The sequence below is a fragment of the Klebsiella sp. CN_Kp073 genome, from assembly GCF_040065495.2.
Classification (GTDB): domain Bacteria; phylum Pseudomonadota; class Gammaproteobacteria; order Enterobacterales; family Enterobacteriaceae; genus Klebsiella; species Klebsiella aerogenes.
In genome coordinates this window covers 298,553-316,739 of the sequence record NZ_CM198051.1, presented here as the reverse complement: position 1 = coordinate 316,739, position 18,187 = coordinate 298,553, and the positions used below count along the sequence as shown (strand labels likewise).

Genomic DNA, 18,187 nt, shown 5'->3' with positions numbered 1-18,187 from the left:
GGCTACCTGCCAATTGTAGCCCCGGTAAGCGCAGCGCAACCGGGGTCAGACAACGCATCCGCGGCGTGAAAGGCTCCGCAGACAACGCATCTGCGGCGTGAAAGGCTCCCCCACATTTAACCCAGCATTTCGCGTTGCAGCAAGGCGTCAAGACCCGAAATCCCCGGGAGCTTACATCAGTAAGTGACCGGGGTTGAGGGCCGCAGACAACGCATCTGCGGCGTGAAAGGCGCCGGTTAAATTATTTGGCGTCGGTCGCTGTACCGTTCGCATGCCAGGTAAACACGCCAAACTCGAACCCTTTCAGGTCGCCTTTCTCATCCCACGACAGCGGCCCCATAACGGTATCCACCTTCGCCCCTTTCAGGTATTTCGCGATTTCCGCCGGATCCTCGGACTGATTTAATCCCGCCTGCAGCGACTGCAGCGCCGCATAGGTGGTCCACACGAAGGCGCCGCTCGGATCCTGTTTCTTCGCTTTGATGGCATCCACAATCGGTTTGTTCGCCGGAACCTGATCGTAGTTCTTCGGTTTGGTGACCAGCAGGCCTTCTGCCGACTCGCCGGCGATGTTAGACAGGGAAACGTTAGCCACGCCTTCCGGACCCATAAACTGGGTTTTCAGGCCGGCAGCCCGCGCCTGGCGCAGGATCTGCCCCATTTCCGGGTGATAACCGCCGTAGTAGACGAAGTCGATATTTTCTTTCTTAAGGCGCGCCACCAGGGTAGAGAAATCTTTCTCACCGGCGGTGATTCCGTCAAAGAACACCACGTTGGCGCCGCCTTTCTTCAGGTTTTCCTGAACCGAGCGCGCCAGCCCTTCGCCATATTGCTGTTTGTCATGAACGACGGCAATGCGCTGCGGCTTCACCGTGCCGAGAATATATTTCGCCGCCGTCGGCCCCTGATCGGAGTCGAGACCGGTGGTGCGCAGAATCAGCTTATAGCCGCGCGCCGTCAGTTCCGGCGCGGTTGCCGCCGGGGTAATCATCAGGATGCCTTCATCTTCATAGATGTCAGACGCCGGCTGAGTGGATGAGGAACACAGGTGACCGATAACGTATTTAATGCCGTCATTCACCACTTTGTTCGCAACAGCCACCGCTTGTTTCGGGTCGCAGGCATCGTCATATTTTACGATCTGCAATTTATTGCCTTTGATACCGCCCTTGGCGTTGATATCAGCTACCGCCTGCTCCGCGCCGGTAAATTCCTGGTCGCCATACTGGGCAACCGGGCCGGACATCGCTCCCACGACGGCAATTTTAATGTCTTCCGCCAGCGCGGAACCGCTCATAATTAAAGCAATACATCCTGCCAGTAACGCTTTACCCTTCATATTCATCCTGAGGCTCCCCATTATTATGGTTTTTGCATTTGTTGTGATGTTTTTTTTTAGCGCATTATTCTGATTTTTAGTCCATACCAAGAATAGTATGGCTGTATTTGGGTCTGCCGCCTGCGCTTTTGCAGCACACTATGCCAAAACATACCCCATTTTTCAGAATTTGAAACAACAATTTGCAGGAGATGTAAAAGTTATGTGACTGAAGTAAAACGTCGCGGCAATTCGCGCCGGGAGAGAAAACGGGTATGACGGGGATATAAACAAAAAGCCCCCGCTGAAACAGCAGAGGCTCAATTCACTACGGCGCTGAAAGACGAAGATTAGGCTTCGATAGCGGCGCGCAGTTTTTTCATCGCGTTCTTTTCCAGCTGACGAACACGTTCAGCCGAGACGCCATAACGATCCGCCAGCTCCTGCAGCGTGGACTTGTTGTCCTCGTCCAGCCAGCGTGCGCGGATGATGTCCTGGCTACGCTCGTCCAGGCCCTGCATCGCGTCAGTCAGTTTATTAGCAGCCTGCTCTTCCCAGTTATCGTCTTCGATGCCGTCGGCAAAGTTAGACGTTTTGTCCTGCAGATAGAGCACCGGTGCCATCGGCTGGCTGTCGGATTCGTCATCGGACGACATATCAAAGGTCATGTCCTGCGCTGCCATACGTGATTCCATCTCACGCACGTCTTTGCTCGACACACCCAGCTCGCGGGCAACCATCTCTACTTCGTCCTGGTTAAACCAGCCCAGACGCTGCTTGGTTTTACGCAGGTTGAAGAACAGCTTACGCTGCGCTTTGGTGGTTGCGACTTTAACGATACGCCAGTTACGCAGCACGTATTCGTGGATTTCCGCTTTAATCCAGTGCACGGCGAAGGAAACCAGTCGCACACCCACTTCCGGGTTGAAACGACGTACGGCTTTCATCAAACCGATGTTGCCTTCCTGAATCAGGTCCGCCTGCGGCAGGCCATAGCCCGAGTAGTTACGAGCAATATGAACAACAAAGCGCAGGTGAGACAGAATCAGCTTTTTCGCTGCTTCCAGATCGCCCTGGTAATGCAGCTTTTCAGCAAGCTCCCGCTCTTCATCAGCCGATAACATCGGCCAAGTGTTAGCGGCCCGGATGTACGATTCCAGGTTACCAACGGGGGCTAAAGCTAAAGTTTGCATTTCTTTGGTCATTCAAATCCTCTCAATCGATAGTGTCTGACATGATCTTGTCCCCATCAGGCAACAAACATGCCAGCATTTATGAGCAACGAGAATATCACCCACAGTAGTATCAGACAGTGATTTTATCCACAAGTTCCATGCAACGTTGTGAGTAAATTACGCACAAAATGTGACATGGAGATGAAAGATTAGGGAAGAGGCGAACAGGGACTCTTTCCCTGCAGAGAGATATTCAGTGCAGGGAAAGATTATACCAGAAAATTTTTAGTCGGGGGTAAAGTGACGTAAATGTTGCACCGTCGCCAGCCAGGCTGCGACCCAGCCAATCATCGAGCAGACAATTAGCATCAGCAAACACTCATCGAAGCCTAAACCGCTGAGTTCGAATTTGGTGCCGAACACTTTCGCCACTTCGGTCACCGCCGAGGAGAGGCGCATCACCAGAATCTCCGACAGGATCAGCGACAAAAACGCCCCGGCGAAACCCAGCAGCGCGCCGCCATAAAGGAACGGACGCAGGATGAAACCGTCGGTAGCGCCGATCAGCTTCTGGACGTTAATGGTATCGCGACGGGCGAAGATGCTCAGGCGCACGCTGTTGCCAATCACCAGGAACACCGCGGCAATCATCAGCACGCCGATCATCGCCGACACCCGGCCAACCAGACCAGTCAGCGACGCCAGGCGCGCAAACCAGCTATCGTCCATACGCACTTCGTCGACTCCCTGAATACGGGAGACGCGATCGCGCAGGGTGTTAAGCGAATCGGTATTCTGGAAATCGAGCTTCGGCACCACAATCGCTACCGCCGGCAGCGGGTTCTCTTCCAGCATATCCAGCGCGCCGCCGAACCCGGACCAGTTGCGGAACTCGCCCAGCGCCTCATCGCGCGACAGGTAATTTACCTTCTCAACGCCCTGCTCCGCCTGCAGCTGGCCAACCACCCGCGCCGCCGCATCGTCATCCAGCGTTTTTTCCAGGTAGACGGTGATCTGCGGCGACGGATAATACTGCGACGCCGCGCTATTGACGTTTTTGTAGACCATATAGCAGACGCTCGGCAGCGTCAGCGAAATGGCGATTACCATGATGGTGAGGAAGGTCGCCAGCGGCGTACTTTTTAAATCCTGTAATGCGCCGTGCCAGGCGTAGCGCACCTGCTCATTAAAGACGTTACTCTTCCGCGATGCCGGGTTCGGCGCCGCTTTTGGCCGTTTTGGCGCATTGCGCCCGCCGTTACCGCCGCCCGTGGCGTTACGGAGACGATCGAACTTGCTGCCGAACTGGCGAATCTGGTTCACTGCGTCGCGCTTATTCACCCCGATGGCCTCCATGCATATGACCGTCGCTCAGCGTCAGGACGCGGTACGGACGGCTGGAAATAAGCCCCAGGTCGTGCGTCGCCATCAGTACCGTTACACCTACGCGGTTAAACTCTTCAAACAGACGTAAAATCCCTTCCGAGAGCGCCTCATCGAGGTTACCGGTCGGTTCATCCGCCAGCAGCACCGCCGGCTTGTTAACCACCGCGCGGGCAATGCCCACGCGCTGTTGCTCACCGCCGGAGAGTTGGATGGGGAAATTTTTCGCTTTGTCCAGCAGCCCGACTTTATCCAGCGCTGCGGATACGCGGCGGCGAATATCATCGCCGCTGGCGCCGGCGATAATCAGCGGGATCGCCACATTATCGAACACGGTGCGATCCATCAGCAGGTGGTGGTCCTGGAAAATCATGCCGATTTGGCGGCGCAGGAACGGCACCTCGCGGCTCTTCAGGCGGCTGATATCATGGCCGCTGAACAGAATTTTCCCGGCGCTCGGCCGTTCGATACCACAGATAAGCTTCAGCAAGGTACTTTTCCCCGCGCCGGAATGGCCGGTCAGGAACGCCATCTCGCCCTGCTGCAGGTGGAACGTCACCCCCTGCAGCGCTTGTCTCCCACCGAGATAGGCTTTGCTGACTTGTTCAAAGCGAATCATTCTTAATCCTCTCGGGCAAAAAGTGCCTCAATAAAGTCGCCCGCATTAAACGGACGCAGATCTTCAATACGTTCGCCGACGCCAATATAGCGAATCGGAATACTGAACTGGTCAGCCACTGAGAAGATAACCCCGCCCTTCGCGGTTCCGTCAAGCTTAGTCAACGTAATGCCGGTCAGCCCCACCGCTTCGTGGAACAGTTTGGCCTGGCTTATCGCGTTCTGCCCGGTGCTGGCGTCGATGGTCAGCATGACTTCATGCGGCGCGTCGACATCCAGTTTCTTCATTACGCGGACAATCTTCTTCAGTTCTTCCATCAGGTGCGATTTATTCTGCAGACGACCCGCGGTATCGGCAATCAGCACATCAATATTGCGCGCTTTCGCCGCCTGAATGGCGTCAAAAATAACCGAGGCCGAATCAGCGCCGGTATGCTGGGCAATCACCGGGATCTCGTTACGCTGGCCCCAGACCTGCAGCTGTTCCACCGCCGCCGCGCGGAAGGTATCCCCCGCCGCCAGCATCACAGATTTACCCTGCTGCTCGAACTGACGCGCCAGCTTACCGATGGTGGTGGTTTTACCCACACCGTTAACGCCGACCATCAGAATAACAAATGGCGTTTTCCCTTCAACATTCAGCGGTTCCTCAACTTTCGTCAGGATCTCGCTCATCTCTTCTTTCAGCAGGCCGTATAACGCCTCGGCGTCGCGCAGCTGCTTACGGCTGGCCCCCTCGGTAAGATTGGTAATAATCTTACGCGTGGTTTCCACCCCAACGTCGGCAATCAGCAGCTGTTCTTCCAGCTCTTCAAACAGATCGTCGTCGATTTTTTTACCGCGGAACAGGCTGATAAACCCGGAACCCAGATTCTGTTTGGTTTTCACCAGGCTGCGTTTTAAGCGGGCGAAGAAACCTTCTTTAGTCGGTTTTTCCTGCTCCTGCTGCGGCGCTTCCTGAGTTTCCGCGTCTTCTTCCGCCAGCTCTTCCGGCGCCTCTTCGACGTCTTGCGCCGCCAGCGCCTGCGCTTCAAGCTCTTCATCGCTTAATTCGGCTTCAGACTCTTCCGGGAGGACCTCATCTTCGATGACTTCAGGCTCCGCGACGATAACCTCTTCCGGCGTCTGTTCCGCAACCGCTTCGGCGATAACCGGCTCGGCAATCACCTCTTCAACCAGCGGTTCAGCGACTTTTTCTTCTACCGCAGGAACAACCGGCTCTTCTTCAACTGCGGTCTCTGGGACAGAAATTTCTTCCGCCACTGGCGATTCAGCCACGTTTTCTTGCGAAACGGCTTCGGTCGCCACCGGATGCGGCAGTTCGCTCTCAACAACTTGTTCGGTAACTTCTACGACCTCGGCAGCAAAGGCCTCCGGGTCTTCTTTTACCGTTTCCGCCGCGGGTACGGTTTCCGCAGGCGTTTCCGCCGCCGGAGTCTGTTCCGCAACCTCTTGTTGTTCTTCTACTTTTTGTTCTGTTTCGCTTTCCTGAGCCTGTTCTTTTTGCCCAAAGCCCAGCCAGGAAAAGAAGCCACGTTTTTTCTCTTTTGCCATTTGCGACCACACTCCTCGCTGTTTATTCATGGCGCAGCTTCGATACAACCGATTCAGAAGCTGAAAAAATGATGAAATTAGTTGGATAGTCTATCACTTAACTTAACTCGCATCACCGCCCCCGGATTAAGGTTTCGTCAATGGTCTTCGATCGTTAGAATAGCAGGCTGGAAGTTGAGACTTGAGCAAAGAGATGAAGAAACCAAATCACGCAGGCAGCGGCCAGATCCGCATTATCGGCGGACAGTGGCGGGGCCGTAAATTACCGGTGCCGGAGAGCCCGGGTCTGCGCCCGACCACCGACCGGGTTCGGGAAACGCTTTTTAACTGGCTGGCGCCGTCGATGGTCGACGCCTACTGCCTTGACTGCTTCGCCGGCAGCGGCGCGCTGGGGCTGGAAGCGCTATCACGCTATGCCGCCAGCACCACGCTACTGGAAATGGAGCGCGGCGTCGCGCAGCAGCTACAAAAAAATCTCGCGACGCTGAAAGCCAGCAACGGCAAGGTGGTCAACACCAACACGCTGGCGTTTCTCAGCCAGCCGGGCACGCCGCACCACATTGTCTTCGTCGATCCCCCCTTCCGCAAAGGGCTGCTGGAAGAAACGCTCAGCCTGCTGGAAAAAAACCACTGGCTCGCTGATGAAGCGCTGATTTATGTCGAGAGCGAAGTAGAAAACGGACTACCGCCGGTTCCGGCAAACTGGCAGCTGTATCGCGAAAAAGTCGCCGGACAGGTCGCCTACCGCCTGTATCAACGCGAGGCACAAGGAGAAAACCATGCTGATTAATTTAGGCCGCCTGCTGATGCTATGCGTTTGGGCGTTTTTGCTGTTGAACTTGTTTCAACCTTTCCCAAAACCGCTGAATATCTTCGTTAACGTGGCGCTGATTTTTATGATTCTGATGCATGGCCTGCAGCTGACGCTGTTGAAAGCGACGCAAACGAAAGATGCGCCGCCGCTGAGCCGTTTTGAGCAGATTCGTATTTTCATCTTCGGCGTATTTGAACTGGTGGCCTGGCAGAAAAAGCTGAAGGCCACGCTGAAGAAGAAGTAACGGTTAATCGAGGGCTCAGTTATCGGCAACAAAGTCGACGAATTTAGAGCCCTTATAGCTCAGCATTCCCCGGTCGCCAACGCTCAGCGCGTGGTATTGCGGCGCATCAAGGCGGAACACCACTTCCAGTCCGCCATTTTCCGGGCGGAAGCTCGCTTCATAACGCATCTCGCTTCCGGCTGGCGTCACCGTCTGCTGGCGCGAGCGACGATCGTTAATCACCTTTTCCCGCTTATTGCTGACCACCACCCGCTTCTGCAGCAGCGGCGCGGCGTCGTTATCCATTTTCTCCCGGCGCTGCTGCACGTAGCGAAACGAGGCCGCCACCACAATCACCGCGACCATCAGCACAAAAAATAGCGGAACTTTACTCATTTGCGTACCCATAAGAATTATCAGGAATAAGGATAACGCGCATTGAATAACGTTGTCATCTTCTGGCCCAAACCACTACACTGAGATCCGGTACCGTAAGCGTAATCGCTTATTTAATGATAACAGATACAGGGACTTACTATGCTTTGGTCGTTTATTGCTGTCTGTTTCTCCGCATGGCTGTACGTCGATGCGTCCTATCGTGGGCCAGCCTGGCAGCGCTGGGTCTTTAAACCGGTCACCCTGCTTCTGTTGCTGCTGTTAGCCTGGCAGGCGCCGATGTTCAACGCCATTAGCTACCTGGTGCTGGCGGGCCTGTGCGCTTCGCTGCTCGGCGATGCGTTAACCCTGCTGCCGCGCCAGCGGGTGATGTACGCGGTCGGCGCATTCTTCCTCTCTCATCTGCTGTATACGATCTGGTTCGCCAGCCAGATGACGCTATCGTTCTTCTGGCCGCTGCCGCTGGTCTTGTTGGTGCTCGGCGCGCTGCTGCTGGCGATTATCTGGACGCGTCTGGAAGAGATGCGCATGCCGGTATTAACCTTTATCGGTATGACGCTGGTGATGGTGTGGCTGGCGGGCGAACTGTGGTTCGTGCGGCCGACCGATACCGCGCTCTCCGGATTCCTTGGCGCCGCTTCGCTGCTGTTGGGTAACGCCGTCTGGCTGATTAGCCACTATCGCCGTCGCTTCCGCGCCGATAACGCCATTTCCGCGGCCTTCTACTTTGCCGGGCACTTCCTGATCGTTCGCGCGCTATATCTGTAATTTACTGCTTGACTCTGGAGTCGACTCCAGAGTGTATCCTGCGGGTAATGAGAAAATTATCATTACCCGGAGGGTGCCATGTCGACACCAGAATCTCAGGACAAAAAAGTTCCCCAGTTCTCGTCATTCAAATTTACCCCGGCGACAGAGCCCGCTGAAAACTGCTGTACCGATCGCGCCTGCGCCGGGGAAACCGCCGCCGCTGAACAGCCGCTCAACGGCGCCCGTTATAGCTGGCAGGTAGACGGCATGGACTGCGCGGCCTGCGCCCGTAAGGTGGAAACCGCCGTGCGCCAAATCGACGGCGTCAGCCAGGTGCAGGTGCTGTTCGCCACCGAGAAGCTGCTGGTCAATGCCGAAAGCGATATCCGTTCGCAGGTCGAAAACGCGGTACGCGAAGCGGGTTATACCCTGCGCGATGCTGACGCGCCGCAGGAAGAGAAACCGCAACGTTCATGGCTGCAGGAAAACCTGGCGTTATTGAGTCTGGTAGTGATGATGGCGCTCAGCTGGGGGCTCGAGCAGTTTAACCACCCGTTCGGCAAGCTGGCGTTTGTCGCCACTACCCTCGTCGGCCTGTGGCCGGTTGCCCGCCAGGCGCTGCGGTTGATTAAAAGCGGCAGCTGGTTTGCCATTGAAACGCTGATGAGCGTTGCCGCTATCGGCGCGTTGTTTATCGGCGCCACCGCCGAAGCGGCAATGGTTCTGCTGCTGTTTCTGATCGGCGAACGGCTTGAAGGCTGGGCAGCCAGCCGCGCGCGCCAGGGCGTGAGCGCCCTGATGGCGCTCAAACCTGATACCGCCGTTCGCCTGCGCAACGGCGAGCGTGAGACCGTCGCCCAACGTGACCTTCGCCCCGGCGATGTGATTGAGGTCGCCGCCGGCGGGCGTCTGCCGGCCGATGGCGAGCTGCTATCGCCGTTTGCCAGTTTTGACGAAAGCGCGCTGACCGGCGAATCGGTACCGGTGGAGCGTAAAGCCGGCGAGCGCGTAGCCGCCGGCGCCACCAGCGTCGATCGCCTGGTACAGTTGACCGTTATCTCCGAACCGGGCGATAGCGCCATTGACCGGATCCTCAAACTGATTGAAGAAGCCGAGGAGCGCCGGGCGCCGATTGAGCGCTTCATCGATCGCTTCAGCCGGATCTACACCCCGGCCATTATGGTGGTCGCCCTGCTGGTTGCCATCGTACCGCCGCTGTTCTTCGCCAGCGCCTGGCTGCCGTGGATCTATAAAGGCTTAACGCTGCTGTTAATCGGCTGCCCTTGCGCGCTGGTCATCTCTACCCCGGCGGCGATTACCTCCGGTCTGGCGGTCGCCGCGCGGCGCGGGGCGCTGATTAAAGGCGGCGCGGCGCTGGAACAATTGGGCCAGGTGCGCCAGGTGGCGTTCGATAAAACCGGTACTCTGACCATCGGCCAACCGCAGGTCACCCGCGTTATCGCCGCCGCCGACGTTGATGAAAACGGCCTGCTGGCGCTGGCGGCAGCGGTTGAACAAGGCTCCAGCCACCCGCTGGCGCAGGCTATCGTCCGCGAAGCGCAGCAGCGTAAGCTGACTATTCCCGTTGCGCACAACCAGCGGGCGCTGGCCGGTTCCGGGATAGAGGCCGAGGTCAACGGCAGCCGCATCTTAATCTGCGCGGCCAGTAAGGCTGCACCTGCTGAGCATGAGGCGCAGATCCAGCAACTGGAGAGCGCCGGACAGACGGTGGTGCTGGTGATGCGCGATGATACGCTGCTCGGCATTCTGGCGCTGCGCGATACCCTGCGCGACGATGCGCGTCAGGCGGTGGATGAGCTGCATCAATTGGGTGTGCAAGGAGTGATTCTTACCGGGGATAACCCGCGCGCTGCGGCGGCTATCGCCAATGAACTGGGTCTGGAGTTCCGCGCCGGATTGCTGCCGGCAGACAAAGTGCAAGCGGTGATGGCGCTTAACGCCAATGCGCCGCTGGCTATGGTCGGCGACGGTATCAACGATGCCCCGGCGATGAAAGCGGCGACCATCGGTATTGCGATGGGCAGCGGCACCGATGTAGCGCTGGAGACCGCCGACGCGGCGCTAACCCATAACCGCCTCACCGGCCTGGCGCAGATGATTTCGCTGGCGCGCGCCACCCATGCCAATATTCGCCAGAATATCGCCATCGCTTTAGGGTTGAAGGGGATTTTCCTCGTCACGACCCTTCTCGGCCTGACCGGGTTGTGGCTGGCGGTGCTGGCGGATACCGGCGCGACGGTGCTGGTAACGGCTAACGCTCTGCGGTTATTGCGTAAAAAGTAATGTTGAATCGATATTCCCTGCTCGCGCTACGCTTAGCAGGGCTACGGTTGCGGACCGTAGGGTAGCCCGGATAAGGCGCAACGCGCCGCCATCCGGGGGTATTCCCTGCTCGCGCTGCGCTTAGCAGGGCTACGATTCCAGGCCTTTGGGTAGCCCGGATAAGGCGCAACGCGCCGCCATCCGGGGGTATTCCCTGCTCGCGCTGCGCCTGGTAGGGCTACGGTTCCAGGCCTTTGGGTAGCCCGGATAAGGCGCAACGCGCGCCATCCGGGGGTATTCCCTGCTCGCACTGCACCTGGCAGGGCTACGGTTGCGGACCGTTGGGTAGCCCGGATAAGGCGCAACGCGCCGCCATCCGGGGATATTCCCTGCTCGCGCTGCGCTTAGCAGGGCTACGGTTCCAGACCGTAGGGTAGCCCGGATAAGGCGCAACGCGCCGCTATCCGGGGATATTCCCTGCTTGCGCTACGCTTAACAGGGTTACGGTTCCGGATCGTTGGGTAGCCCGGATAAGGCGCTACGCGCCGCTATCCGGGGATATTCCCTGCTCGCGCTGCGCTTAGCAGGGCTACGGTTCCAGACCATTGAGTAGCCCGGATAAGGCGCAACACGCCGCCATCCGGGGGTATTCCCTGCTCGCGCTGCGCTTAGCAGGGCTACGGTTCCGGAGCGTTGGGTAGCCCAGATAAGGCGCAAGGCGCCGCTATCCGGGATGGGCTCAGTGGCTTTTACGGATCAGATAACGGTACGGCAGGGCTTCGGTTTCCTGCGCCACCAGTTCATGCTCCATAAAGAGGCAAAAACCGGGGATATCGCGGGTGGTGGCCGGGTCGTCGGCAATAATCAGCAGGGTCTCGCCCACCGGCATGGTGCGTACGGTTTTACGCACCATCATCACCGGTTCCGGGCAGCGGAGCCCCAGGGCGTCCAGCGTATGGTCAGGACTGGAGAAAAGTTCGCTCATTTTTATCTCACTTCAACAAAACGGCCCTAGTTTACCCCCACTTCGCCAGTACGCAAGCCAGGTTAACGTTTGCGCGAAAAACAACCATTGCATTACGCTCGCAAAGCAGTATCATGCAGCCGTTTTTAATTGGGTTCCCTCACCCCAACGTTCCGCTCCCGATTCCTTCATTGATGTGAAGCATGACGGGCATAAAAAGGTCACAATATGAATCCCTTTACTACCGTACAGCGTAAGAAAGCGCTCGTCTGGCTTTCGCTATTTCATCTGCTGGTGATCACCTCCAGCAACTATCTGGTCCAGTTGCCGATCTCCATTTTTGGTTTTCATACCACCTGGGGCGCGTTCAGTTTTCCCTTTATTTTTCTCGCCACCGATCTGACGGTACGCATTTTTGGCGCCCCGCTGGCGCGACGCATCATCTTCGCGGTGATGATCCCGGCGCTGATTATTTCCTATGGCATTTCGGCGCTGTTTTACATGGGCGAGTGGCAGGGCTTTGCCGCGCTGGGCACCTTTAATCTGTTCGTTGCCCGTATCGCCGCCGCCAGCTTTATGGCCTATGCGCTGGGGCAAATTCTCGATGTCCACGTATTCAACCGCCTGCGTCAGAATCGCCGCTGGTGGCTGGCGCCGACCGCGTCGACCCTGTTTGGCAACGTCAGCGATACCCTGGCTTTCTTCTTCATCGCCTTCTGGCGCAGCCCGGATCCGTTTATGGCCGCCCACTGGGGGGAAATCGCCACCGTCGACTACTGCTTTAAAGTGCTCATCAGCATCGTCTTCTTCCTGCCGATGTACGGCGTGCTGTTGAATATGCTGTTGAAAAGACTGGCGGATAAATCTGATTTGTCGGCATTGCAGCCAGGTTAAAGGTACTCGCTAACGGTTGTGATAAGATAACCGGATGAGCCGTTAATGGCCGTTTATCGAAAGGAAGATGTCAATGCGCAATTTGGTTAAATATGTCGGTATTGGCCTGCTGGTTATGGGGCTTGCGGCCTGTGATAACAGCGATTCAAAAGCGCCGACCGTCGGGGCAGCAGCAGAGAGCAACACCAGCGGCCAGGCGATTAGCCTGCTGGATGGAAAACTGAGCTTCACCCTGCCTGCGGGTATGGCAGATCAGAGCGGTAAGCTCGGTACCCAGGCCAACAATATGCACGTCTATTCCGACGCCACCGGCCAGAAAGCGGTGATCGTGATTGTCGGCGACAGCACTAATGAAGATCTGGCGGTGCTGTCCAAACGTCTGGAAGATCAGCAGCGCAGCCGCGACCCGCAGCTGCAGGTTGTGTCTAACAAATCTATTGAGATTAAAGGCCACACCTTACAGCAACTGGACAGCATCATCTCCGCCAAGGGGCAGACCGCATGGTCTTCCGTGCTGCTCGGTAAGGTCGATGACAAACTGCTGACCCTGCAGGTCACACTGCCAGCGGACAACCAGCAGCAGGCGCAAACCGAAGCGGAAAGCATCGTCAACACGCTGGTCATTAACTAATTTTATTGCCCTGATGCAGCGGCCTCCGGTTCAACCACCGGGGGCCGTTTTTTTAACCGCCAGCCCAGCAGTAGCGCGGCCATCACCAGCCCTGCCGCCGCCAGATAAATCGTCGGTATCCCGGTCCACGCCATCAAAAGCCCGGCCAGCGGCCCGGTTATCCCCAACGACAAATCCATAAAGACGGTATAGGTCGCCAGCGCCGAGCCCTGATTGTGCTGCGGTACGGCTTTTACCGCCACCACACCCAGCGCCGGGAAGACCAGCGAGAACCCCGCGCCGGTGAGGAAAGTCCCGACTTTCGCCATCAGCGGCGTCTGTGCAAAGCCCACCAGCAGCAGGCCAATAACCTCCACGCTAAAACAGAGCATCGCCACGTTCAGGCCGCCTAAGCGGTTAATGCCGTTGGGAAAAAGCAGCCGCGTGCCGACAAACGCGCAGCTGAAAAGCGTTAACGCAAAGGCCGCGCCGTCCCAGCCTTTCGCGTCATAAAACAGGGTAATAAAGGTCGCGATAACCCCGAAGCCGGCAGAAGCCAACGCCAGCGCCATGCCGTAAGGCCAAACCCGGCCGAGCACCGCACGAAATGACATCGCTTTCCCTTTCGTTGCCTTCACCGCCGTTCGCGGTAGCGCGCAAATGATAGCCACCAGAGCAACCGACATAATGACCATCGCCAGGCCGCTGAGGCCAATGTATGAATAGCACAGCACGCCCAGCGGTGCGCCCATCGCCATCGCGCCGTAGGTCACAATGCCGTTCCACGAAATCACCCGCCCGATATGCAGCGAGCCGACAACGCCTACGCCCCATAGCGTCGACCCCGTGCCGGCGAAGCTCTGGCCAATGCCGAGGATCGCTCGTCCCAGACATAACAGCAGCAGACTCAGCAGCGGCCAACCGCTACTCCAGGCTGCCAGCAAGTAGCTCAAGCCGCTCAGAAAACAGCCGCACAGGCCGAAAACGACAATTTTTTTCGGCCCTAGCAGGTCGGCATAGCGCCCGGCCTGCGGTCGGCTCAGCAGCGTGGCGAAATACTGCAGGCTAATCACCAGCCCGGCCCAGAAGGCGCTAAATCCCATCACATCGTGAACGTAGCCCGGCAAAACCGCCAACGGCAGGCCGATAGTGAGATAGCTGGCAAAGTTGAAAATAACGACGGAGACAATCCGCAGATTGAGGCGCAATCCACTGAGCACGGGTTCGGCGACGGGTTCAGGCATCGGGGTCCACCAAATTGATACGACACGCTTCACTATTATCACGGCGTGTACAAAAAAGCAGCCCTTTATCTGCAATATTACCCTGCCAATAATTAAACGGCGATTTGCAATTTAAAAGTCGTAAAATTACGACATAACTTACCGATGATATTCATTGATTAAGCAGAGTTAATTTACTTATACTTCGCCCCGCAGCGTACCTGCGCCGTCGTTTTATCCTAAAATCAGCATTCCTATAACATTAGGATATTTATCTGTCACATTTTTAAAGTAAAGCAAATTTAATAAACAACCTGAATAAAAAACACGACATCACGACGACATTATTATTTTTGCCATTGACCTAAGTATTTTCTCAACCAATATATTGATAGGGAGTATTCATGAAAAAGGTTATTCACTGGATTGTTGCCGCCACGGTTGTCGGCGCGCTGGCGGGTTGCGCGCGCACCGCGCCGATCGAACAGGTACAAACTACGGTTAGCGCGGGTCATACTGAAGCTCAGGTCAAAAGCGCTATTCTCCAGGCTGGTGTCCAGCGTGAATGGATTATGTCCGATGCAGGCCCTGGCGTTATCAAAGGACATTTACAAAACCGGGCCCACTCCGCGGATATTAAAATTAACTACTCAGCAACAGGTTATTCTATTAATTACGTGAGTAGCCTTAACCTGATGGCTTCCGGCGGAAAGATTCATAGAAACTATAATCGCTGGGTACATAATCTCGATAAAGATATTCAGGTCGCCCTCGCCGCTAATACGGCGTTGCAGAAGTAAACTCCCCAACGGGCCAGTATTGGCCCGTTCCCCTCACATTGATATAAAAGGTTGTGCCGAACGTGTATCAACAGGACTCTCTTAGCGCGCTGGATGCCATCACGGAAGCGCAACGCATCGCTTTCGCCCCCATGCTCTTTCAAACCGCGTTATGTCTGCGTAACTCAGGTATCCTCGGTTATCTCGATCGGCAAGGTAAACGCGGCGCGACCCTTGAAGCAATTAGCGAAAATTGTGAGGGAAATGAATATGCTGTAGGCGTTTTGTTGGATATGGGATTAAGCGGTCGTATTGTTACCTATAAAGAAGAACGCTATTACCTCGCTAAAGTGGGACATTTCTTACTCCATGATACGATGACCCGTGTAAATATGGATTTTACTCAGGACGTTTGTTATCAGGGATTATTCTTTCTGGAAAATGCGTTACAGGAAGGTAAACCATCTGGTTTAAAAGTTTTTGGTGAGTGGCCAACAATTTACCCGGCATTATCGCAACTTCCGCAAGCGGCGCGTAAAAGCTGGTTTGCTTTCGATCATTACTATTCCGACGGTGCGTTCAGCGCCGCGCTGCCACATGTATTCGCCAGTCGCCCCGCAACCCTGTACGATGTCGGCGGAAATACCGGTAAGTGGGCGCTGCGCTGCTGTGAGTATGATGAAAATATCGCGATTACGTTATTAGATTTGCCACAACAAATTGCGCTGGCCCGCGAAAATATAGAAAATGCGGGCCTTACCCATCGCATTGACTGTCATGCTGTGGATATGCTGAGTGATGCCCCCTTACCAGGAGAGGCGGATATCTGGTGGATGAGCCAGTTCCTTGACTGTTTTTCGCCGGAACAAATTATCACCCTACTCAGTAACGTCGCGCAGGTCATGAAACCCGGCGCGCGCCTGTGTATTCTGGAGCTGTTCTGGGATGCGCAGAAGTTTGAAGCAGCATCATTTAGTCTGAATGCGTCTTCGCTCTACTTTACCTGTATGGCCAACGGCAACAGTCGTTTCTACAGCGTAGAGAAGTTTTATCGCTATCTGGAAATGGCGGGTTTCCGGGTAGAACAACGCCACGATAATTTAGGCGTTGGGCATACCTTGTTGATATGTCAGAAGAATAATTGATTTTTCGCGGACGCGTGTAGATGACATTTGCATTTAACATAGTTGATTGGCAGGCCTTCGCGCCTGGAGTCAGTGGCACCGAGCAGTGGCAACGGTGGTCACAGCATTTGCACGCCATCGATCCAACCGCGGCGCCGGCCAAACTTAGCGAATTACCGATGATGACCGCCCGTCGACTCAGTTCAGGCAGCAGGCTGGCCGTGGAGTGCGGGCTGGCGATGCTGCGCCGCCATGAGATCGACGCCGTTCTCTATACCAGCCGTCACGGCGAACTCGAGCGCAACTATCGCATCCTGCACGCTCTGGCGCTGGAGCAGGCGCTCTCGCCTACCGATTTCGCCCTATCGGTACATAACTCCGCCGTCGGCAATCTGACGATTGCAGCGAAAAAACCCATTGCATCGTCATCGCTTTCCGCTGGACGCGATACTTTCCAACAGGGTTTATATGAAGTGATGGCTCTACTACAGGCGGGCTATCAGCGCGTCTTGATGGTTGATTTCGATGGTTTTCTGCCTGAATTTTATCACCCGCAGCTACCACCGGCGATGCCAACCTGGCCCTACGCGGTGGCGTGGGTCATTGAAGCGGGAAGCCAATGGCGCTGCAAAGCGCAACGTCATGACGCAGTCGAAGAGAGCACGCTGCCGCAAAGCCTGTTGTTTTTACAGTATTATTTGCAGAATGCGCGCGCATTCACGCTGCCCGGCGAACGCGTGCAATGGCAGTGGAGCCGTTCATGAACACTCTTCTGTGTCGCCTTAATCGGCTCTGGCGCGCGGCGATGACCGGTTTTTGTTTCGCGCTGTTTGGCCTTGGCGGGCTGCTGCTCTCTGTTGTTTGGTTCAATCTATTGCTGATTCTGGTGCGCGATAAGGCCCGCCGTCGCCGCATCGCACGGCGCAGTATTTCGCTCAGTTTCCGCTGTTTTCTCAGCGTGGTGAAAGGCGTCGGCGTACTCGATTACCAGATTAAAGGGCGCGATATTTTACGTCAGGAACGCGGTTGCCTGGTGGTCGCCAACCATCCCAGCCTTATCGACTACGTTATGCTGGCCTCGGTGATGCCGGAGACTGACTGCCTGGTGAAAAGCGCGTTGCTGAAAAACCCATTTGTCAGCGGCGTGATCCGCGCGGCGGATTATTTGATTAACGATCGCGCCGATGCCCTGCTCCCGGCCAGCCGGCAGCGCTTACAGCAGGGCGATACCATTTTGATTTTCCCGGAAGGAACCCGAACGGTGCCGGGAGAAAAAATGCAGCTACAGCGCGGCGCGGCCAATATCGCCGTGCGCTGCGGCAGCGACTTGCGCGTCGTCATCATCCGCTGCACCGAGCATATGCTGGGTAAACAGAGCAAATGGTACGACGCGCCGCGAACGAAGCCGTTATTTACCGTCGAAGTCGGAGAACGGCTGCGAATAGACCAGTTTTACGAGGCAAATAAACAAGAACCGGCGCTGGCCGCACGGCAGTTAAACCGGCATATTTTGCTTAAATTAGAATCAGGCACTACACCTGAAACAGGAATTAATGATGCAAGCGCTTTATCTTGAAATTAAGAATCTGATAATCAGTACATTGAACCTGGACGAGTTGTCCGCTGATGATATCGACACCGATGCCGCCCTGTTTGGCGATGGCCTGGGTCTGGACTCCATCGATGCGCTGGAGCTGGGCCTGGCGGTGAAAAATCAGTACGGCGTGGTGCTGTCGGCTGAGAGCGAAGAGATGCGTCAGCACTTCTTCTCCGTCGCCACGCTGGCATCATTTATTCAAGCGCAGCGTGCCTGAGGAGAACCGTCATGACCGAACAACAAGCCATTTACGAAGAAGTCTCCTCGCTGCTGGTGAAGGTATTTGAAATCGATCCGCAGGATATTAAACCTGAGGCCCGCCTGTACGAAGATCTCGAACTGGACAGCATCGACGCCATCGACATGATCGTACATCTGCAAAAGAAAATCGGCAAGAAAATCAAGCCAGAAGAGTTTAAAACCGTACGTACCGTGCAGGATGTCGTCGATGCGGTAGAACACTTACTGAAAGAAGCGTAATT

At 55.9% G+C, this 18,187-nt stretch carries 20 protein-coding genes; 12 read left to right on the top strand and 8 right to left on the bottom strand.

Annotated features, from left to right (window positions below):
- Positions 1-241: 241 nt before the first annotated feature.
- The 5 genes from livJ to ftsY all read right to left on the bottom strand — a co-directional run bounded on the left by livJ (position 242) and on the right by ftsY (position 6,048).
- Positions 242-1,345: a branched chain amino acid ABC transporter substrate-binding protein LivJ gene (gene livJ / locus ABLV66_RS01510; RefSeq protein WP_015369319.1), complete on the bottom strand. Its 1,104-nt coding sequence runs from the start codon at positions 1,343-1,345 to the stop codon at positions 242-244.
- A 323-nt stretch (positions 1,346-1,668) separates the two neighbouring features.
- Positions 1,669-2,523 (bottom strand): RNA polymerase sigma factor RpoH, encoded by an 855-nt coding sequence (rpoH, locus tag ABLV66_RS01505; RefSeq protein ID WP_002920815.1) that lies wholly within the window; start codon positions 2,521-2,523, stop codon positions 1,669-1,671.
- Between the two features lie 255 nt (positions 2,524-2,778).
- Positions 2,779-3,834, bottom strand: a complete 1,056-nt coding sequence (gene ftsX / locus ABLV66_RS01500) for a permease-like cell division protein FtsX (RefSeq protein WP_015369318.1) — start codon at positions 3,832-3,834, stop codon at positions 2,779-2,781.
- Positions 3,827-4,495, bottom strand: a complete 669-nt coding sequence (gene ftsE / locus ABLV66_RS01495; protein ID WP_015369317.1) for a cell division ATP-binding protein FtsE — start codon at positions 4,493-4,495, stop codon at positions 3,827-3,829. Before ftsE ends, ftsX begins: the two co-directional genes overlap by 8 nt.
- Positions 4,496-4,497: 2 nt before the next feature.
- On the bottom strand, positions 4,498-6,048 hold the full coding sequence (ftsY, locus tag ABLV66_RS01490) for a signal recognition particle-docking protein FtsY (protein WP_049060312.1): 1,551 nt from the start codon (positions 6,046-6,048) through the stop codon (positions 4,498-4,500).
- A gap of 193 nt (positions 6,049-6,241) precedes the next feature.
- Here ftsY and rsmD point away from each other — a divergent pair, with 193 nt between their 5' ends.
- Together rsmD and ABLV66_RS01480 are read left to right on the top strand one after the other, a co-directional pair.
- On the top strand, positions 6,242-6,838 hold the full coding sequence (gene rsmD / locus ABLV66_RS01485) for a 16S rRNA (guanine(966)-N(2))-methyltransferase (RefSeq protein WP_047078870.1): 597 nt from the start codon (positions 6,242-6,244) through the stop codon (positions 6,836-6,838).
- Complete coding sequence (locus ABLV66_RS01480; protein WP_015369314.1) at positions 6,828-7,106, top strand: DUF1145 family protein; 279 nt, start codon at positions 6,828-6,830, stop codon at positions 7,104-7,106. The genes rsmD and ABLV66_RS01480 overlap by 11 nt, the downstream gene beginning before the upstream one ends.
- A 15-nt stretch (positions 7,107-7,121) precedes the next feature.
- Here the strand turns inward: ABLV66_RS01480 and ABLV66_RS01475 are convergent, their stop codons facing one another.
- Positions 7,122-7,481: a DUF2500 domain-containing protein gene (locus ABLV66_RS01475; RefSeq protein ID WP_047047915.1), complete on the bottom strand. Its 360-nt coding sequence runs from the start codon at positions 7,479-7,481 to the stop codon at positions 7,122-7,124.
- A 141-nt stretch (positions 7,482-7,622) separates the two neighbouring features.
- Between ABLV66_RS01475 and ABLV66_RS01470 the strand changes: the two genes are divergently transcribed.
- On the top strand, positions 7,623-8,249 hold the full coding sequence (locus ABLV66_RS01470; protein ID WP_015369312.1) for a lysoplasmalogenase: 627 nt from the start codon (positions 7,623-7,625) through the stop codon (positions 8,247-8,249).
- Positions 8,250-8,327: 78 nt separating this feature from the next.
- Positions 8,328-10,535, top strand: a complete 2,208-nt coding sequence (gene zntA, locus ABLV66_RS01465; RefSeq protein ID WP_348876571.1) for a Zn(II)/Cd(II)/Pb(II) translocating P-type ATPase ZntA — start codon at positions 8,328-8,330, stop codon at positions 10,533-10,535.
- A gap of 718 nt (positions 10,536-11,253) precedes the next feature.
- Here zntA and tusA read toward each other — a convergent pair.
- Complete coding sequence (gene tusA, locus ABLV66_RS01460; protein ID WP_015703711.1) at positions 11,254-11,499, bottom strand: sulfurtransferase TusA; 246 nt, start codon at positions 11,497-11,499, stop codon at positions 11,254-11,256.
- Positions 11,500-11,706: 207 nt separating this feature from the next.
- On the opposite strand from tusA, the gene ABLV66_RS01455 reads away from it, so the two are divergent.
- Positions 11,707-12,372, top strand: coding sequence for a 7-cyano-7-deazaguanine/7-aminomethyl-7-deazaguanine transporter (locus ABLV66_RS01455; protein ID WP_045375765.1), 666 nt, complete (start codon positions 11,707-11,709; stop codon positions 12,370-12,372).
- Positions 12,373-12,445: 73 nt separating this feature from the next.
- Complete coding sequence (locus ABLV66_RS01450) at positions 12,446-13,003, top strand: DcrB family lipoprotein (RefSeq protein ID WP_045397026.1); 558 nt, start codon at positions 12,446-12,448, stop codon at positions 13,001-13,003.
- Positions 13,004-13,005: 2 nt separating this feature from the next.
- On the opposite strand, the gene ABLV66_RS01445 is transcribed toward ABLV66_RS01450, so the two are convergent.
- The gene (locus ABLV66_RS01445) at positions 13,006-14,226 is read right to left on the bottom strand and encodes an MFS transporter (protein ID WP_348876572.1); all 1,221 of its coding nucleotides are present in this window, start codon (positions 14,224-14,226) and stop codon (positions 13,006-13,008) included.
- Between the two features lie 383 nt (positions 14,227-14,609).
- On the opposite strand from ABLV66_RS01445, the gene apeA reads away from it, so the two are divergent.
- From apeA to ABLV66_RS01415, 6 genes are all read left to right on the top strand, one after another.
- A complete protein-coding gene (apeA, locus tag ABLV66_RS01440) occupies positions 14,610-15,005 on the top strand; it encodes an ApeA family protein (protein ID WP_045397034.1) in 396 nt (131 codons plus the stop codon).
- A 62-nt stretch (positions 15,006-15,067) separates the two neighbouring features.
- Positions 15,068-16,129 (top strand): methyltransferase, encoded by a 1,062-nt coding sequence (locus ABLV66_RS01435; protein ID WP_045397037.1) that lies wholly within the window; start codon positions 15,068-15,070, stop codon positions 16,127-16,129.
- A gap of 20 nt (positions 16,130-16,149) precedes the next feature.
- The gene (locus tag ABLV66_RS01430; protein WP_289577746.1) at positions 16,150-16,872 is read left to right on the top strand and encodes a beta-ketoacyl synthase chain length factor; all 723 of its coding nucleotides are present in this window, start codon (positions 16,150-16,152) and stop codon (positions 16,870-16,872) included.
- Entirely contained in the window at positions 16,869-17,684 is an 816-nt protein-coding gene (locus tag ABLV66_RS01425; protein ID WP_047047901.1) for a lysophospholipid acyltransferase family protein, read from the top strand. Before ABLV66_RS01430 ends, ABLV66_RS01425 begins: the two co-directional genes overlap by 4 nt.
- Positions 17,665-17,922 (top strand): ApeE family acyl carrier protein, encoded by a 258-nt coding sequence (gene apeE, locus ABLV66_RS01420; RefSeq protein WP_045397051.1) that lies wholly within the window; start codon positions 17,665-17,667, stop codon positions 17,920-17,922. Before ABLV66_RS01425 ends, apeE begins: the two co-directional genes overlap by 20 nt.
- A gap of 11 nt (positions 17,923-17,933) precedes the next feature.
- A complete protein-coding gene (locus ABLV66_RS01415; RefSeq protein WP_047047899.1) occupies positions 17,934-18,185 on the top strand; it encodes an acyl carrier protein in 252 nt (83 codons plus the stop codon).
- Positions 18,186-18,187: the final 2 nt, after the last annotated feature.

Coding starts and splice junctions, on each gene's coding strand:
- ABLV66_RS01455 (WP_045375765.1), top strand. CDS start 11,707: ATGAATCCCTTTACTACCGTACAGCGTAAGAAAGCGCTCGTCTGGCTT.
- rpoH (WP_002920815.1), bottom strand. CDS start 2,523: ATGACCAAAGAAATGCAAACTTTAGCTTTAGCCCCCGTTGGTAACCTG.
- livJ (WP_015369319.1), bottom strand. CDS start 1,345: ATGAATATGAAGGGTAAAGCGTTACTGGCAGGATGTATTGCTTTAATT.
- tusA (WP_015703711.1), bottom strand. CDS start 11,499: ATGAGCGAACTTTTCTCCAGTCCTGACCATACGCTGGACGCCCTGGGG.
- apeE (WP_045397051.1), top strand. CDS start 17,665: ATGCAAGCGCTTTATCTTGAAATTAAGAATCTGATAATCAGTACATTG.
- ABLV66_RS01445 (WP_348876572.1), bottom strand. CDS start 14,226: ATGCCTGAACCCGTCGCCGAACCCGTGCTCAGTGGATTGCGCCTCAAT.
- ftsE (WP_015369317.1), bottom strand. CDS start 4,495: ATGATTCGCTTTGAACAAGTCAGCAAAGCCTATCTCGGTGGGAGACAA.
- ABLV66_RS01450 (WP_045397026.1), top strand. CDS start 12,446: ATGCGCAATTTGGTTAAATATGTCGGTATTGGCCTGCTGGTTATGGGG.
- ftsY (WP_049060312.1), bottom strand. CDS start 6,048: ATGGCAAAAGAGAAAAAACGTGGCTTCTTTTCCTGGCTGGGCTTTGGG.
- ABLV66_RS01425 (WP_047047901.1), top strand. CDS start 16,869: ATGAACACTCTTCTGTGTCGCCTTAATCGGCTCTGGCGCGCGGCGATG.
- apeA (WP_045397034.1), top strand. CDS start 14,610: ATGAAAAAGGTTATTCACTGGATTGTTGCCGCCACGGTTGTCGGCGCG.
- rsmD (WP_047078870.1), top strand. CDS start 6,242: ATGAAGAAACCAAATCACGCAGGCAGCGGCCAGATCCGCATTATCGGC.
- ABLV66_RS01470 (WP_015369312.1), top strand. CDS start 7,623: ATGCTTTGGTCGTTTATTGCTGTCTGTTTCTCCGCATGGCTGTACGTC.
- ABLV66_RS01480 (WP_015369314.1), top strand. CDS start 6,828: ATGCTGATTAATTTAGGCCGCCTGCTGATGCTATGCGTTTGGGCGTTT.
- zntA (WP_348876571.1), top strand. CDS start 8,328: ATGTCGACACCAGAATCTCAGGACAAAAAAGTTCCCCAGTTCTCGTCA.
- ABLV66_RS01415 (WP_047047899.1), top strand. CDS start 17,934: ATGACCGAACAACAAGCCATTTACGAAGAAGTCTCCTCGCTGCTGGTG.
- ABLV66_RS01475 (WP_047047915.1), bottom strand. CDS start 7,481: ATGAGTAAAGTTCCGCTATTTTTTGTGCTGATGGTCGCGGTGATTGTG.
- ABLV66_RS01430 (WP_289577746.1), top strand. CDS start 16,150: ATGACATTTGCATTTAACATAGTTGATTGGCAGGCCTTCGCGCCTGGA.